Genomic DNA, 14,746 nt, shown 5'->3' with positions numbered 1-14,746 from the left:
GCTTGACCCGGGGTCCATCTCGTGCAGGGCTGAACACACCAAAGAGTGGATCCCGGCTCGGGGGCCGGGATGACGCGGTGGTGAGGGGGCCACAAGAATCGTCACCCCGGGCTCACTTTTATTTCGTCACCCCACCCCCTCTTTCGTCACCCCGGGCTTGACCCGGGGTCCACTCTTAACCAGACTTCAAACAAGTCCAACAAGATAAAAGGAAATGGCGCTTCATGGGCGGCTGGGTCTATATCCTTGCCAACAAGCGAAACGGCACCTTGTACACAGGTGTAACCACCTCGCTCACGCGACGCACCTTTCAGCACCGAACAGGATTGGGCTCGGCATTCACCCGGAAATATGCCGTCTCTCGCCTTGTCTGGTGCGAGCCCCATGATAATATTGCATCCGCCATCACGCGGGAAAAATCCATCAAGCGCTGGCAACGTCAGTGGAAAATCGACCTGATCGAAGCTACCAATCCCGATTGGCGCGATCTGTGGGAGCATATTGTTTGAATGATCGCTTTTCAAAGATGGACCCCGGGTCTCTGCCCGGGGTGACGAAAATAAAAAAAGCCCGGGGGGGCTATGATCTTACGCCAGTTCCTGCAGCATCAGGCGGAGGGCGGCCCGCCAATGGAGCGGCGGCGTTCCAACCAGCGCCCAGGCACGGCTCCGATCCAGCACGGAATAAGACGGTCGTCGGGCGGCGGTTTGATAATCGGCGCTGGTCACCGGGGTGATGATCGGGCTTTGATCGAGCAGGCCCAGGGTTTGAGCTTCTTCCATGATGGCAACGGCAAAATCATACCAGCTTGCCACCCCGGCATCGCCCCAATGCAAAAGCCCCGAAGCCCTGAGATCGGCCAGTTTCCACAAAGCCTCGGCCAAACCCAAAGCCCAGCAGGGCGTGCCCACCTGATCGGCAATCACCCGCAAAGAGCGGCCTTCTTTCATCAGCCGCAGCATGGTTTTGACAAAATTACTGCCATGGGCGGAATAAAGCCAGGATGTGCGCAGGATCAGGCTGTTTTGCGGCGCCAGCCTTTCCACCGCCTGTTCGCCCGCGCGTTTGCTCATGCCATAAAGATTGATCGGATGGGTTTCTGCCTTTGGGGCATAGGGCGAACCGGCCTTCCCATCAAACACGAAATCGGTTGAAAGATGGATCAGCCGCACCCCATGGCGGCTGGCGGCCAGTGCCAGATTTTCAGGCCCTTTGGCATTGATCGCAAAGGCTTTTTCCGGCTCGCTTTCGGCCTGATCCACAGCGGTATAGGCCGCCGCATTGATGATCAGATGGGGCTGATGCTGCTTTAGGGCATCAAGAATGGCGGCGGGTTCAAGAATATCGAGGGCCGCGCGATCAAGGGCTTGCACCTGCATATGATCGGGGGCGGTGCGGCACAATTCACGGCCAAGCTGCCCTGCCGCTCCGGTGATCAGAACACGGGTGGGCGCGCTGTTCTCGGGCGGGGCGGTCATGGAAATGTCTCGGCCTGATGGAAGCCGGGGGCGGCCGCATCCTTTGCCGACACAATAGGCGTGCGGCCAAGAAGGGGCCAATCTATCGCCAGATCGGGATCATTCCACAACAGGCTGCGATCATGTTCGGGCGCATAGAAATCGGTGCATTTATACTGCACTTCGGCCAGATCGCTCAGCACCAGAAAGCCATGGGCAAAGCCTTCAGGCACCCAAAGCTGGCGGTGATTTTCCGCCGAAAGCTCAACCCCCATCCATTGCCCGAATTGCGGGGACGAGCGGCGCAGATCAACCGCTACATCGAAAATCCGCCCCAAAGTGCACCGCACCAGCTTTCCCTGGCTGTGCTGGATCTGATAATGCAGCCCGCGCAAAATGGGGCCCACCGAACGCGAATGATTATCCTGCACGAATTGGGCATCGATCCCAAGGGCGGCAAAGCGCTGCGCATTCCAGCTTTCCATGAAAAAGCCGCGTGCATCCTCAAAAAGCCGGGGTTCGAGAATCTTGACGCCATCGAGTTTTGTATCGATCAACTTCATCGGGCACCCAGCCCCTGCAAAATCCGCATCAGATAAGCGCCATAGCCGCTTTTCAACAAGGGCGCGGCCAGTTTTTCTAGAACCGCAGCATCGATGAAGCCCATGCGATAAGCGATTTCTTCGGGGCAGGCGATCTTCAGGCCCTGTCGATCCTCGATCACCCGCACATAATCGGCGGCATCAAGCAACGAGGCATGGGTGCCGGTATCGAGCCAGGCAAAGCCCCGGCCCAATGTTTCAACGGTTAATTGCCCCGCCTTCAGATAATGCATATTGATATCGGTGATTTCCAATTCACCCCGGGCCGAGGGGCGGATCGATCGGGCCACATCGACCACAGCGCTATCATAAAAATAAAGCCCGGTAACAGCATAGTTGGAGCGGGGATTTTGGGGTTTTTCCTCGATGCTTTCGGCAGCCCCCTTGGCATCGAAGCTGACAACCCCATAGCGTTCGGGATCATTCACATAATAGCCGAAAACCGTGGCCCCCTGCTGGCGCCGGGTGGCGGCCCGCAAAAGATCGCCAAAGCCCTGCCCGTAAAAGATATTATCGCCCAAAATCAGGGCCGTGGGGGCATCGCCGATAAAATCAGCCCCAATGATGAAGGCCTGCGCCAGCCCTTCGGGCCGAGGCTGAATGGCATAACTAAGGCTGATCCCCCATTGCCGCCCATCCCCCAATAAAGCCTTGAACTGGGCCTGATCCTCGGGCGTTGTGATGATTAAAATCTCGCGAATGCCCGCCAGCATCAGGGTGGACAAAGGATAATAGATCATCGGCTTATCATAAACCGGCATTAATTGTTTACTAACCGAAACGGTTAACGGATAGAGCCGTGTGCCCGATCCACCAGCCAGAATGATCCCGCGATAGGCTTGTGTCATGAGACCCCTTGATCCTTGCCTTTGCCCCGAAGTTTATTCATGGCCTTGATCCAGCGATGAGGGCAAGGGCAAACATCATCAAAAAACCGCTGGTGATATAAGCCTGCCCGCGCAAAGCCATGGGATGCGCCAAAAGCCATGGACGCAGGCGGCCCGCCACCGCCGCCAAAGGCAGCATGATGGCAAAGCCGATGGCAAAGAAAATCACCCCCAGCGCCAACAGCCGTGCCACCGGATTATCAGCCGAAGGGGGGACAAATTGTGGCAAAAAAGCCAAAAGAAACAGCACCACTTTGGGGTTCAGCACATTGGTCAGCAAAGCCTGACGAAAGAGCCGCCACACCGGCTGCCTTGTGCCCGCATCGATCAGCCTCAAATCAAGGCCGCCGCCATGGCGGACAAGGGAAAAGGCCATCCATAAAAGATAGGCCGCCCCCGCATAGCGCAAAAGATCATAAAGCACGGGATAGCGGGCCAAAAGCACGCCAAAGCCAAAGGCCAGAGCACCAAGATGCACCAGCGCCCCCATCGCGATGCCCGCAAGGGTGATGAGGCCCGCATCAAAACCAATGCCAAGGGAGCGATTGATCACCAAAATCATATCCGGCCCCGGCATCAGCCCCAGAATAAGGGTTGCGGAGACAAAAACCCAAAGCTGCGCCGGATCGGGCAGAATGGCGCTCAATGGGCCTCACCCCAATTGGCCCCGGTTCCGATCTCAACAATCAAGGGTACAGACAGATCAACAACCGGCGCGCAGGCATTTTCCATCACATGGCGGATGACCGGTTGGGCTGCTTCGATCCGATCCTGAGGCAGTTCAAAAATCAGTTCATCATGCACCTGCAACAGCATCCGCACATCTTCAAGCCCGGCATCGGCCAAAGCTTTGGGCATCGCGATCATCGCCCGCTTGATGATATCGGCGGCGGTGCCCTGAATGGGGGCATTGATGGCGGCGCGTTCGGCAAAAGCCCGCTGATTGGGATTTTTGGCATTGATATCCATGACATGGCTACGCCGCCCGAACAGGGTGGTGACATGGCCGGTTTCATGGGCTTTTTTGCGGGTTTCTTCCATATAGGTCAAAATACCGGGGAAGCGCTTGAAATAGGCATCGATAAGCCCCTTCGCCTCATCCCGGCCGATCCCCAATTGGCGGGCCAGCCCAAAAGCGGAAATGCCATAGATAATGCCGAAATTGATCGCCTTGGCCCGGCGCCGGGTGGCGCTGTCCATCTGATCAAGGGGCACATCAAACACCTGACTGGCAGTGAGAGCATGAATATCCACACCCTTCGCAAAGGCGGTTTTCAGGGCATCGATATCGGCCATATGGGCCAGAATCCGCAATTCGATCTGGCTATAATCAGCGGCCAGCAGCACATGCCCATCCTCGGCAATGAAGGCCTTGCGAATTTTGCGCCCCTCGGCGGTTCTGATGGGGATATTCTGGAGATTGGGATCATTGGACGACAACCGCCCGGTGGAGGTGGAGGCCATCGAAAAGCTGGTATGCACGCGGCCGGTTTTTTCGTTGATGGCTTTGGCGAGCGCGTCGGTATAGGTGCTTTTAAGCTTTGAAACCTGCCGCCATGCCAGCACCTTTTCCGGCAGATCATGACCTTGAGCCGCCAGCGTTTCCAAAACCTCGACCCCTGTTGAAAGGGCCCCGGATTTGCCCTTTTTCCCGCTTTGCAGCCCCATTTTATCGAAAAGAATCTCCCCAAGCTGTTTGGGGCTGCCGATATTGAAGCTTTCGCCCGCCAGGGCGTGGATGTCTTTTTCAAGGCGCTCCATGCTCGCGGCAAATTCCGCCGAAAGCCGCGCCAATTCCGCCCGATCCACCTTGATACCCGCCCGTTCCATGGCGGCGATCACCGGCACCAAAGGCCGCTCGATGCTTTCATAAACCTGCAAAAGCCCGGCCTGGGGCAGCATCGGCTTGATCAGCCGCCACAGCCGCCCGGTGATATCGGCATCTTCGGCAGCATAATGCGTGGCTTTATCGATGGGCACGAGATCAAAGGTCACCTGCTTTTTGCCGCTGCCCGCCACATCTTTGAAGGGGGTGGTCTCGATGCCCAGATGCAGGCGCGAAAGCTCGTCCATGCCATGGCCATGGAGGCCGCAATCGCGCACATAAGATAGCAGCATGGTATCATCATGGGGGCTGATATGGATGCCCTCATTGGCCAATATCACCATATCATATTTGATATTCTGCCCGATCTTGAGGATCGCCGGATCTTCCAATATCGGCTTTAAGGCTTTGAGCGCCTGATCCACCGGGATCTGTTTCAGATTTTGATTACCGAAATCCAGCCCATCGGCGGCACGATGGCGCAAGGGGATATAGCAGGCCGCCCCGGCTTCCACCGAAAGCGAAATGCCCACGAGGCGCGCATGCATCGGCAAAATTCCGGTGGTTTCGGTATCCACCGCCACCCGCCCGGCTTTTTTGATGCGCGTGATCCAGCGCTCCAGATCGGCGAGATCATCCACCGTTTCATAATGGGTTTGGGTGATCGCCGTGGTTTCCGCCTCAAGGGGGCTGGTGCCATCCCTGCCATCGCCCAGATGCGAAACCACCCGGGCGCGCAGGGATCGAAAGCCATTCTCGTCGATGAAGGTCAAAAGCTGGGCCACATCGGGGGCTTTCACCGCAAAATCATCGAGGGACAGATCATCGAGGGGCACATCCGGCATCAGGGTGACGAGCTTTTTCGACAGGCGCGCCTGATCGGCAAATTCGATCAGATTCTCTCGCCTTTTGGTCTGTTTGATCTCGGCTGCGCGATCAAGCAGGCTTTCCAGATCGCCATATTCGGTAATGAGCTGGGCCGCAATTTTCGGGCCAATGCCGGGCACACCGGGCACATTATCGGCGCTATCGCCGCACAGGGCCTGCACATCGATCACTTTATCAGGGGTAACGCCAAATTTTTCATGGACCTCATCAAGGCCGATGCGCCGGTTTTTCATGCTATCAAACAGATCGACCCCATCATCAACAAGCTGCATCAGATCCTTATCCGATGAAACGATGGTGACGCGCCAATTTTTGGCCCGGGCTTGCTGGGTGAAGGTGGCGATCAGATCATCGGCTTCATAGTTGCTGCGCTCGAGCCCGGCCACATTAAAGGCTTTCGTGGCTTCGCGGATCAGCGAGAATTGCGGCACCAGATCTTCGGGGGCATCGGGACGATGGGCTTTATAATCGGCATAAAGATCATTGCGGAAAGATTTGCGGGCCGCATCGAAAATCACCGCAAAATGGGTGGGTGCCTCGCCCTCATTCACATCTTTCAACAGCTTGAACAGCATATTGGAAAAGCCATAAACCGCATTGACGGGGGTTCCATCCTTGCGACTCATGGGGGGCAGAGCATGATAGGCGCGGAAAATATAGCCCGACCCATCGATCAGATAGAGATGCGGCTGGCTGCTCATGCGGCGCGGGAGCTGTCTTGATCGGCGGGGCCGCCCTTCAGGATGAATTCTCGATCACAATAGCCGCATTCCACACGGCCTTCATCACCCAGATTGAGATAAACCCGGGGATGCCCAAGGGCGCCGCCGCCATCGCATGAAACGGTTGTGCTCTCAACCTTCAGGGTTTCGGGGGGGGAAATGCTCATGGTTCTCTGTCCTTCTTCATTGGCGGTTTGATTTTGATTGCCTATATAGACTGCACGGCCTTTTCGCACAACTGAGAGCGCATTGACCAAGCCCATTGCGGATGCTAGCCCATGATCGGTTCGCTGTGCGATAAGGATCATAGCAAATTTGCGCCCTTCTCTCGATCTTCAGACCATTCTCTCGATCTTCTTCGGATAAGGATATCATCGATGACTGCGCCTTCAGCAATCTGCGTTCGATCCCTTGAAAAAACCTATGGCGGACCGGCGCCCAAACGCGCCCTGAAGGGGATCGATCTTGATATCACGCAAGGGTCGATGTTTGGTCTTTTAGGGCCGAATGGCGCGGGCAAATCCACCTTCATCAATATTCTGGCGGGATTGGTCAATAAAACATCGGGCAGCGCCAGCATCTGGGGCTTTGATATCGATGCCCATCCCCGCAATGCCCGCGCTTCCATCGGTGTGGTGCCGCAGGAACTGGTGTTTGATGCCTTTTTCACCCCATGGGAAATGCTGGAAGTGCAGGCCGGCATGTATGGCGTGCCCAAGGCCGAACGCCGCACCGAGGAACTGCTGCGGGTGGTGCAATTATGGGATAAGCGCGATGCCTATTCCCGCACCCTTTCAGGCGGGATGAAACGCCGGCTTCTGGTGGCAAAGGCGCTGGTGCACACGCCGCCGGTTTTGATTCTCGATGAACCCACAGCGGGCGTGGATATCGAATTGCGTCAGCTTTTATGGACGTATGTGCGGGAATTGCACGCCCGGGGCACGACCATCGTGCTCACCACCCATTATCTCGAAGAAGCCCAGGAATTGTGCGATACCATCGCCATCATCAACCATGGCGATGTGGTGTGCTGCGAGCCGACAACGCAGCTTTTGGCGCGAATCGATGAAAAAGAAATTCTGGTGGATCTGGAATCCGATCTCGACCAGATCCCCGCCGATTTTGCACGGTTCAGGGCGCGTTTGGATGGGCCTCGGCGATTGGCGGTGCAGGTTTCAAGGAAGGGCAATGATGTGGGGGCGGTTTTAAGCGCTTTATCGGCATCGGGGCTTGGGGTGCGCGATCTTTCCACCAATGATACCGATCTGGAAGATATTTTTCTGCAACTCACCCGTGCGCCCCACAATGATGCGGCCTGATCATGGATATGAATTTTGATGTTCTGATCATCGGGGCCGGTGCCGCCGGTTTGTCCCTCGCTCTGAAGGTGTCCCCGCATCTGCGGGTGGCGGTGGTGTCCAAGGGGAAATTATCTTCGGGTTCCACGAAATGGGCGCAGGGCGGCATTGCCGCCGTTTTATCGGTGGGCGATACCATCGAAAGCCATATCGCGGATACCATGGCCGCAGGCGCCGGCCTGTGTGATCCCGAAGCCGTGCGTTTCGTGGTGGAGCGCGGCCCGGCGGCGATCGAGGATCTGATTTCATTGGGGGTGAATTTCACTCGTAGCGATGAGGAAGCCACCGCCTCGGGCTATCATCTCACTCAGGAAGGCGGCCATTCCGTGCGCCGGGTCATCCATGTGGATGATGCCACCGGCTGGGCGGTGCAGCAGGCTTTGGAAATCCGCGCCCGGGCGGCCCCCAATATCACCGTGCTCGAACATCATATGGCGGTGGATCTGATCACCAATCGTCATCTTTTAAAGGATGGCGATGGCCCGGAACGCTGCCATGGCGCCTATCTTTTGGATCGGGAAAGCGGTTTTGTCGATGTGATCACGGCGCGGGCGGTGGTGCTGGCAACCGGGGGGGCAAGCCGGGTCTATCTTTATACCTCCAACCCCAATGGATCGACAGGCGATGGCATTGCCATTGCGTGGCGGGCGGGTTGCCGGGTGGCCAATATGGAATTCAACCAGTTTCATCCCACCTGCCTGTTTCACCCCGAAGCCAGAACCTTTCTGATCACCGAAGCCCTGCGCGGCGAAGGGGCAAAGCTCAGCCTGCCGAATGGCGAACCCTTCATGCAGGCTTTCGATCCGCGTGGCGAGCTGGCCCCGCGCGATGTGGTGGCCCGGGCCATCGATCATGAAATGAAGCGGCTGGGGCTTGATCATGTGTTGCTCGATATCAGCCATCGCGATCCGGATTTCGTGATTGGCCATTTCCCCAATATCTATCGCCGCTGCCTCAATTATGGCATCGATATCACCCGTGGCCCCATTCCGGTGGTGCCCGCCGCCCATTATACCTGCGGCGGGGTGCTGATCGATCAGGCCGGGCGCACCGATCTCGATGGCCTTTATTGTATCGGCGAAGCCTCGCACAGCGGCCTGCACGGGGCCAATCGCATGGCGTCTAATTCCTTGCTGGAATGTCTGGTTTATGGCCATGCGGCGGGGGATGATATCTTGCGCAGATTGCCCGATCTGCCGCCGCCGGGGGCGGCCCGGCCCTGGGATGAAAGCCGGGTCACCGATTCCGATGAGGAAATCGTGGTTAGCCATAATTGGGCGGAATTGCGCCGTTTCATGTGGGATTATGTAGGGATCGTGCGGACCAATAAACGGCTGGAGCGGGCGCAGCATCGTGTGGCGCTGCTCAGCCGGGAAATCCATGATTATTACGGCAATTTCCGTATCACCCCGGATCTTTTGGAATTGCGCAATCTGGTGGATGTGGCGGGATTGATCGTGCGTTCGGCCATGGCCCGCAAGGAATCGCGCGGCCTGCATTTCACCACCGATTATCCCGATCTTTTGCCCCAGGCCGACAATACGATCCTGACCCCGCCCTTTGCCGCCCGACGCGGGGCCTGATAGCTTTCGGGAAAAGCGATGCTTTCGCCCTGAATTTCACTTAAATTGTATGCGCCTCTTATGCGATTTTTAGCACTTGCCGCTTATGCTGAGGTTGCTTTCATCGAGAAAAGCAAGAACGGGCAAAGCAGTGAGTGGCAAAACAATGTGGGCAATTCTGCACCGATTGGCGCGCAATCAAATGGGGGGCACATTGGCCCTCACAGCGGTTGTGTTTCCGGCGGTGATCGGCTTTTCCGGGCTGGCGCTGGATGGGGCGCATTGGTATGCGCAAAGACGATCCACCCAAAGCATGGTCGATGCCGCTGCCGTGGCCGGTGCCTATGCCCGGCTGGAGCAGAAACCCGACGGCACTGTTGATGATGTGGTCAGAACAGAAGCCGTGCGCAACGGCTTCGAGCCGCTGCCCGCCAATGATCTGATTGTCAAACCCTTGTCCAGCTCCATCGATCCCGGCACCACAGCTTTGGTCGATGTCACCATCAGCCGGCAGGTGCCGCTTTATTTTGCCGGTCTTTTGATTCCCGGTACCCATATCCCCATCAGCGCCCGGGCTGTAGCAGGGGTGCGCAATCTGGGGCCGCAATGCATCATCGCGCTGAATGAAACCGCCGCCCGCGCCGTGGAATTCACCGGCAGCACAACGGCGGATATCGGCTGCGGCGTGGCGTCTAATTCCGATAGCGATGAAGCCTTGTTTATCGGCGGCAGTGCTGTTCTGATGGCCAATCCAGCGCAGGCTTTTGGGGATGTAGCCATCGAAGGTTCGGGGGAGTTGATCTCGCAATTGCCGCCTTTGCCTTTTTCCCCACGGGTGCCCGATCCTTTTGAAAATCTCAGCGTTCCCCCCTTATCATCATGCGATCAAAGCGGAAGCGGCAATAAGGGAGTGCAGATCAATGCGGGCAGCCAGCTTGTGGATGTGGATGGCGATGGCCTGATCACCTTATGCGGTGGCGTTGATTTCAGCGGCAATATCACGCTTCCTTCGGCCACTTATGTGATCAGAAACGGGGATGTTTCCACCGGTGGCGGCACCGATATATCCGGCGATCAGCTTTCCTTCATTCTCACCGGCGATAAGCCCGGCGATGTGGGGCGGGTGGCGCTCAATAATAATACCGAGATGCAGCTTTCAGCACCGCAATCCGGGCCTTATCAGGGGGTTTTGTTCTTTCAGGATCAAAAAGCCCTATCGCCTGACCGAAGCCTGTTCAATGGCGGGGTGGATCTGCAACTCGATGGTGCGATCTATATGCCCCAAAGTCTGGTTGAATTTTCGGGCGGCGCTTCCAATCCCGATCATTGCCTGCAGATCGTTTCTGACCGGGTAACCTTTACGGGCAATTCCTTCATCCGCAATGATCCGGCTGTGTGCGCGGATTTAGGCCTGATTTTGGGTGGAACAACCCAAAAACAGGTGGTGCTATTGGAATGAGGCATCAGGGCAGATGATAAGGCTGATGACAAATCATAGGCGCGGTTGGTGGCGGGGTTTTTGTGCAAACCGCAAAGGCAGTATCCTTATCGAAACCGCCATGGTGGTGAGCTTTCTGGGACTTTTGGCATTGGGGTCCATCGATTTTGGCATGGCCTATGTGCGGAAGGCGGAAATGGATAATGCCGTGCGCGCCGGGGTTCAATTCGGCCTTGCCCGCCACCCCAGCATGAGCGAAATCGCCAGCGGCATTGTGGTGGCACAGGATGTGCGCAATGCCGTATGGGGGGCGGCCGATTTCCTCGATGCCGATCCGGGGGCGCAGCTCGAAGTCAGCTTTTCCTGCCAATGCCCCGATGGCACGGCTGTGGCCTGCACCTCTACGGCGATCTCCACCCTCGCCTGCACGGATCGGCAAACCTATCTCGAAATCAGGCTTGAGCATGATTATGAAATGATCTTTGCCTATCCGGGATTGGGCCAGCGTTTGTCGATGGCATCAAATAGTGCGGTGCGGTTGAATTGAGGAGCCTTGATTGTGGGGAGCCATAAGCGCGATGCATAAAATCTGGCGGATGAAATCCAAAAAGCCATTCTCATTGAGGGCGTTCGCGCAAGATTGCGGGGGGGCGGCGGCGGTGGAGTTTGCGGTTGTTCTGCCAATCTACCTCATTGCCCTTTTTACCGTGATCGAGGGCGGGCGGCTGGTTTACAGCCAAACCGCACTTTATTTTGCCGTTCAGGAAGCCACCCGTTTTGCCATTGTGCGTGAAGGAAAAGTGAGCGATAGCGAAATCCGCGATTTTACCGCCGGGCGTCTGGTGGGTTTGAGAGGGGATCTGGCCGTGGTAACGGTGGAATCGCCGATCAACAGCACTGTGAACACCAGCGAATATACGGTCAATATCCGCTATAGTTTCACCCCGATCTTTCCTTATATCGGGCACGAAACCCTCACGCTCACGGCCAGTTCCCGTGGGTTTATCGCCTTTCCCCCGGTTTTGCCGCAATCGGGAACGGCTACATCCTGATCAATGCGGAACATTGGGCATATTAGGCTTTGCAAAAGGGTCTCTTTCAGCTAGTGTCCGCCCGCTTGGCATGAATGGCCGGGGCGCTGACGCCCCGATGGCCATCTTTGGCACCCGTAGCTCAGCTGGATAGAGCGCTGCCCTCCGAAGGCAGAGGTCACAAGTTCGAATCTTGTCGGGTGCGCCATTCTAAAATTTCCACTGCAAATATCCCCTAACGCCTTGAATGGTAAGGATATATTTGGTGTTCGAAAACCTGTTTCGCGGCAGTATGCTAGTTGGTCCGCAAATGCGAGTTTGAGGACCGTCTGACGGTGCTCAATCCTGCCATTTTCCCAAAGATTCCAAGGGTTTGCCAAAAACATCATTGAGTGTTCGAACGTCTCCTCGTAGGTGTCCAACGGAGTCCCGCATTTTTCGATCCGTTCACGGAGCACCATGCGTTCGGTTTCAAGATCACCAATGCGCTTTTCGTAAGCTCGGATGACGGATTCGCTGTCCGCATCGACCAGTCGATCCATCAGTTGCGCAATCTTGCGCTCGATCTGGGAGGCCTCCGCCTTTACCGATTGCCCTTGGGCTTTGACCGTGAGTGCAAATTGCTCCCACAGATCGCGGAACAGCGCAGAGGCCCTGTCGAAAAGCTCGTCTGATGGGCGCAGGGATTTGAGCAGCGTCTCGAACTCCTGTTCGACCACTTCGCGGCGAACCGATTTCCCCGCAGCCTCGCAATCCTTGTGGCGGCATAGATAGTAGGGGTAGTGAGCAGCCTTACCCTTGGACCAGTTGGCGGTCAGAGGGTTGCCGCAGCACCCGCACAGGACGAATCCCCGCAGAGGGAAATCTTCATTGATGTCCTTGCGCGCAGGCACGCGAGCGATCCCGTTCAGGCGATCTTGAATCGCCTTGAAGGTTTCGAGCGTGATCAGACCTTCATGCCTGCCCGGACGAAATGATACGTCCCATTTGGGCAGTTCCAGATATCCGGCATACAGAGGCTGATTCAGAAGATCGTTGACCCGCTGATTGGTAACTTCTCCGTTGGCGTTCGTCGGAAACTGGGGATGCGATTCAAGGAAACGCTTGACCTCAGCCTGTGTCGCAAAGCGCTCGCAGGCGTAACCTTCAAGGGCTTCGGTAAGAATTGAAGCTGTCGGTTCGTCAGGGTGTAGGACTTTCCCTTGTCCGGAGACACGCTCATAGCGGTAGCCAACCGGGGCCTGGAAGACCCAGTACCCATTGAGCGCCCGCGAGCGCATACGGTTGAGCGTTTGCTCGCCGTTCTTCTGTCGTTGGTGCTGGGAGACGCTGGCAAGAAGGTTTTCGATAAGCTGGCTGTCGCTGTCTTCACCAAACTCAAGCGATGGAGATTCCAGTAATCCGCCTGCCTTGCTGAGGGCAGCCCTTAGTTCAAGGTGCGCCTGCACACCGCGCGCAAGGCGGCTAATATCGTCGATGATGACTACATGGGGCTTACGGCGCTGCTTGCGCAAGAAGCTCAGCATGGCCTGCATGCCTGGCCGGTTGATCAGACCACCTGAAGCGTCGTCAGTAAAAACCTGCACGACTTCGTGCCCACGAAAGGAAGCATACTCCCGACAACGTGTTTCCTGCGATTGCAGGCCGGTGCCACGCGTCGTCTGTTTGGTGTCAGAAACGCGGCAGTAAATGACGGCTTTGTTGTTTCCTTTCATAGTCTTCATCGAATCCCTCATCCATCCGCAGCTTCGCCTGCGGAGTCTTCTCTATCAGTTTGTTTCGCTTTCGTTCCAATTTTAGCACATTGCCCGCGTACAGGAAGGCTTTTCTTGACTCCTGCCTGCTTGGCAAGTTGTGCCGGATGGAGTCCCCATGCGGCCTCGATGAAGGCCAGCATGATCTTGGATATTCTGTGGATAAGGTCATCAGCTTGCTCCTCGGAATAGCCGAGGGCCGTGAAGGATTGTCGGTGCTTTTTCAGTATCTCTTTCATGGGGCAAACTCCGCCCGTTTCAACCATGCATTGCTGGTCGATTAAGTTGATTTTCTTATTTGATAATAGAGCACCGGCTCACCCATCTCGGGTGATTAAGGCGAATAATCGCTACAGAAATGATGCGTATCTATATACTTTAATTATACCGCACAGAATCCCTGAAACGCAAACTCATGGTTGTTTTGCGAAGACTAACCCCATAATTATTACGGAAATAATTTCGTGTTGTTTAAGGGGAAAAGAAAAACCCTGATCTCTTGGCGGGAGATCAGGGCATCCTCAATATGAGCTGGTCTGCAACTCATGTGAACTGACCAAAGGCTATTCAGGGGAGAAGAGGAAATTGGCCAGTCGTTATCACGACCATGAGCCATTGAAGTCGACATTTCAACAATAAATATTCTACGTGACTATTGTATTATTAAAGTTACTATACATTTTCCAAATTAACGCTCTCGCGAAAACCCTGATTTAGCATATCCGCTGAGCCTCGCAAAACTATGTTGCGCTTCGAGCGTATCGTGTGCGGTTCCCAGTGCGTTCCGCAAGTGTGCGATCCGTCGATCATTCTCGCGGTCTATAGCTTTTTGGCTGTGCTGCGCATCCGCACCATCCGGTGTGAGTTGTAGCTGCATGCCGGGTTTCGGGCGGGCGCGGAGTCTATGCAGCAACTCCGCCTTGCTGGATATTGCGCAGTGGCCGGGATCACCAGAGGCGGATTTCCTCAACGGTCTCGCTCGTCCCTGTTGCGCTTGCGCGGCTTCTCGCTTTTAGCCTCTTCCAAACGCTCTTTTGGCGTCCGCAGCACGATGCGGCCATCGACCGGCACGGCGTCCAGCGCGATGGTGTGACCTTCTCCGTCCTTGTGCGGGAATGCCGCGCCGATGCGGTTGAAATAGGATTTGTCCTCGGGGCCGTCCTTCGCATGGAAGGCTTCGAAGCTGGGCATCTTTTTCTCTGAACGTTCGCTCATGGTTTTC

Annotated in this window: 14 protein-coding genes, 1 tRNA gene and 1 pseudogene; 7 read left to right on the top strand and 9 right to left on the bottom strand. The window is 56.1% G+C overall.

Annotated elements, in window-relative coordinates; all coding sequences use genetic code 11:
- The first annotated feature begins 224 nt into the window (after nt 1–224).
- Nucleotides 225–509 carry a GIY-YIG nuclease family protein gene (locus tag AQ1_RS12790; protein ID WP_042087969.1) on the top strand — a complete coding sequence of 95 codons (285 nt, stop codon included), beginning with the start codon at nt 225–227 and terminating at the stop codon, nt 507–509.
- A 78-nt stretch (nt 510–587) separates the two neighbouring features.
- On the opposite strand, the gene rfbD is transcribed toward AQ1_RS12790, so the two are convergent.
- Genes rfbD through AQ1_RS12760 form a run of 6 tightly spaced genes read right to left on the bottom strand, consistent with a single transcriptional unit; the run spans nt 588 to nt 6,548 of the window.
- Nucleotides 588–1,478, bottom strand: a complete 891-nt coding sequence (gene rfbD, locus AQ1_RS12785; protein ID WP_042087967.1) for a dTDP-4-dehydrorhamnose reductase — start codon at nt 1,476–1,478, stop codon at nt 588–590.
- Nucleotides 1,475–2,020, bottom strand: a complete 546-nt coding sequence (gene rfbC / locus AQ1_RS12780) for a dTDP-4-dehydrorhamnose 3,5-epimerase (RefSeq protein WP_042087964.1) — start codon at nt 2,018–2,020, stop codon at nt 1,475–1,477. The genes rfbD and rfbC overlap by 4 nt, the downstream gene beginning before the upstream one ends.
- Nucleotides 2,017–2,907: a glucose-1-phosphate thymidylyltransferase RfbA gene (rfbA, locus tag AQ1_RS12775; RefSeq protein WP_042087962.1), complete on the bottom strand. Its 891-nt coding sequence runs from the start codon at nt 2,905–2,907 to the stop codon at nt 2,017–2,019. The genes rfbC and rfbA overlap by 4 nt, the downstream gene beginning before the upstream one ends.
- 37 nt (nt 2,908–2,944) lie before the next feature.
- On the bottom strand, nt 2,945–3,592 hold the full coding sequence (locus AQ1_RS12770; RefSeq protein ID WP_052371275.1) for a LysE family translocator: 648 nt from the start codon (nt 3,590–3,592) through the stop codon (nt 2,945–2,947).
- A complete protein-coding gene (polA, locus tag AQ1_RS12765) occupies nt 3,589–6,360 on the bottom strand; it encodes a DNA polymerase I (RefSeq protein WP_042087960.1) in 2,772 nt (923 codons plus the stop codon). Before polA ends, AQ1_RS12770 begins: the two co-directional genes overlap by 4 nt.
- The gene (locus tag AQ1_RS12760) at nt 6,357–6,548 is read right to left on the bottom strand and encodes a zinc-finger domain-containing protein (RefSeq protein ID WP_042087982.1); all 192 of its coding nucleotides are present in this window, start codon (nt 6,546–6,548) and stop codon (nt 6,357–6,359) included. Before AQ1_RS12760 ends, polA begins: the two co-directional genes overlap by 4 nt.
- A 210-nt stretch (nt 6,549–6,758) precedes the next feature.
- Here AQ1_RS12760 and AQ1_RS12755 point away from each other — a divergent pair, with 210 nt between their 5' ends.
- From AQ1_RS12755 to AQ1_RS12730, 6 genes are all read left to right on the top strand, one after another.
- Entirely contained in the window at nt 6,759–7,700 is a 942-nt protein-coding gene (locus AQ1_RS12755) for an ABC transporter ATP-binding protein (RefSeq protein ID WP_042087958.1), read from the top strand.
- A gap of 2 nt (nt 7,701–7,702) precedes the next feature.
- Entirely contained in the window at nt 7,703–9,322 is a 1,620-nt protein-coding gene (nadB, locus tag AQ1_RS12750; RefSeq protein WP_042087956.1) for an L-aspartate oxidase, read from the top strand.
- A 130-nt stretch (nt 9,323–9,452) separates the two neighbouring features.
- Nucleotides 9,453–10,760 carry a TadE/TadG family type IV pilus assembly protein gene (locus AQ1_RS12745; protein ID WP_161760617.1) on the top strand — a complete coding sequence of 436 codons (1,308 nt, stop codon included), beginning with the start codon at nt 9,453–9,455 and terminating at the stop codon, nt 10,758–10,760.
- Between the two features lie 25 nt (nt 10,761–10,785).
- A complete protein-coding gene (locus AQ1_RS12740) occupies nt 10,786–11,286 on the top strand; it encodes a TadE/TadG family type IV pilus assembly protein (RefSeq protein ID WP_042087954.1) in 501 nt (166 codons plus the stop codon).
- A 31-nt stretch (nt 11,287–11,317) separates the two neighbouring features.
- Nucleotides 11,318–11,791 (top strand): TadE/TadG family type IV pilus assembly protein, encoded by a 474-nt coding sequence (locus AQ1_RS12735; protein WP_042087953.1) that lies wholly within the window; start codon nt 11,318–11,320, stop codon nt 11,789–11,791.
- Nucleotides 11,792–11,901: 110 nt separating this feature from the next.
- Nucleotides 11,902–11,978 (top strand) — tRNA-Arg (locus AQ1_RS12730).
- Nucleotides 11,979–12,471: 493 nt separating this feature from the next.
- Here the strand turns inward: AQ1_RS12730 and AQ1_RS15575 are convergent.
- The 3 genes and pseudogenes from AQ1_RS15575 to AQ1_RS12710 form a co-directional block, all read right to left on the bottom strand.
- A pseudogene (locus tag AQ1_RS15575) lies at nt 12,472–13,485 on the bottom strand (recombinase family protein); the annotation flags it as partial.
- A gap of 17 nt (nt 13,486–13,502) precedes the next feature.
- On the bottom strand, nt 13,503–13,763 hold the full coding sequence (locus AQ1_RS12715; RefSeq protein WP_150007337.1) for a hypothetical protein: 261 nt from the start codon (nt 13,761–13,763) through the stop codon (nt 13,503–13,505).
- Nucleotides 13,764–14,490: 727 nt separating this feature from the next.
- The gene (locus tag AQ1_RS12710) at nt 14,491–14,739 is read right to left on the bottom strand and encodes a hypothetical protein (protein ID WP_042087948.1); all 249 of its coding nucleotides are present in this window, start codon (nt 14,737–14,739) and stop codon (nt 14,491–14,493) included.
- Between the last annotated feature and the right edge of the window lie 7 nt (nt 14,740–14,746).

The sequence above is a fragment of the Iodidimonas nitroreducens genome (genome assembly GCA_000710935.1).
GTDB lineage: Bacteria > Pseudomonadota > Alphaproteobacteria > Sphingomonadales > Rhodothalassiaceae > Iodidimonas > Iodidimonas nitroreducens.
Note: the sequence above shows the minus strand (reverse complement) of the source record. Positions and strands in the feature narration are given on the sequence as shown.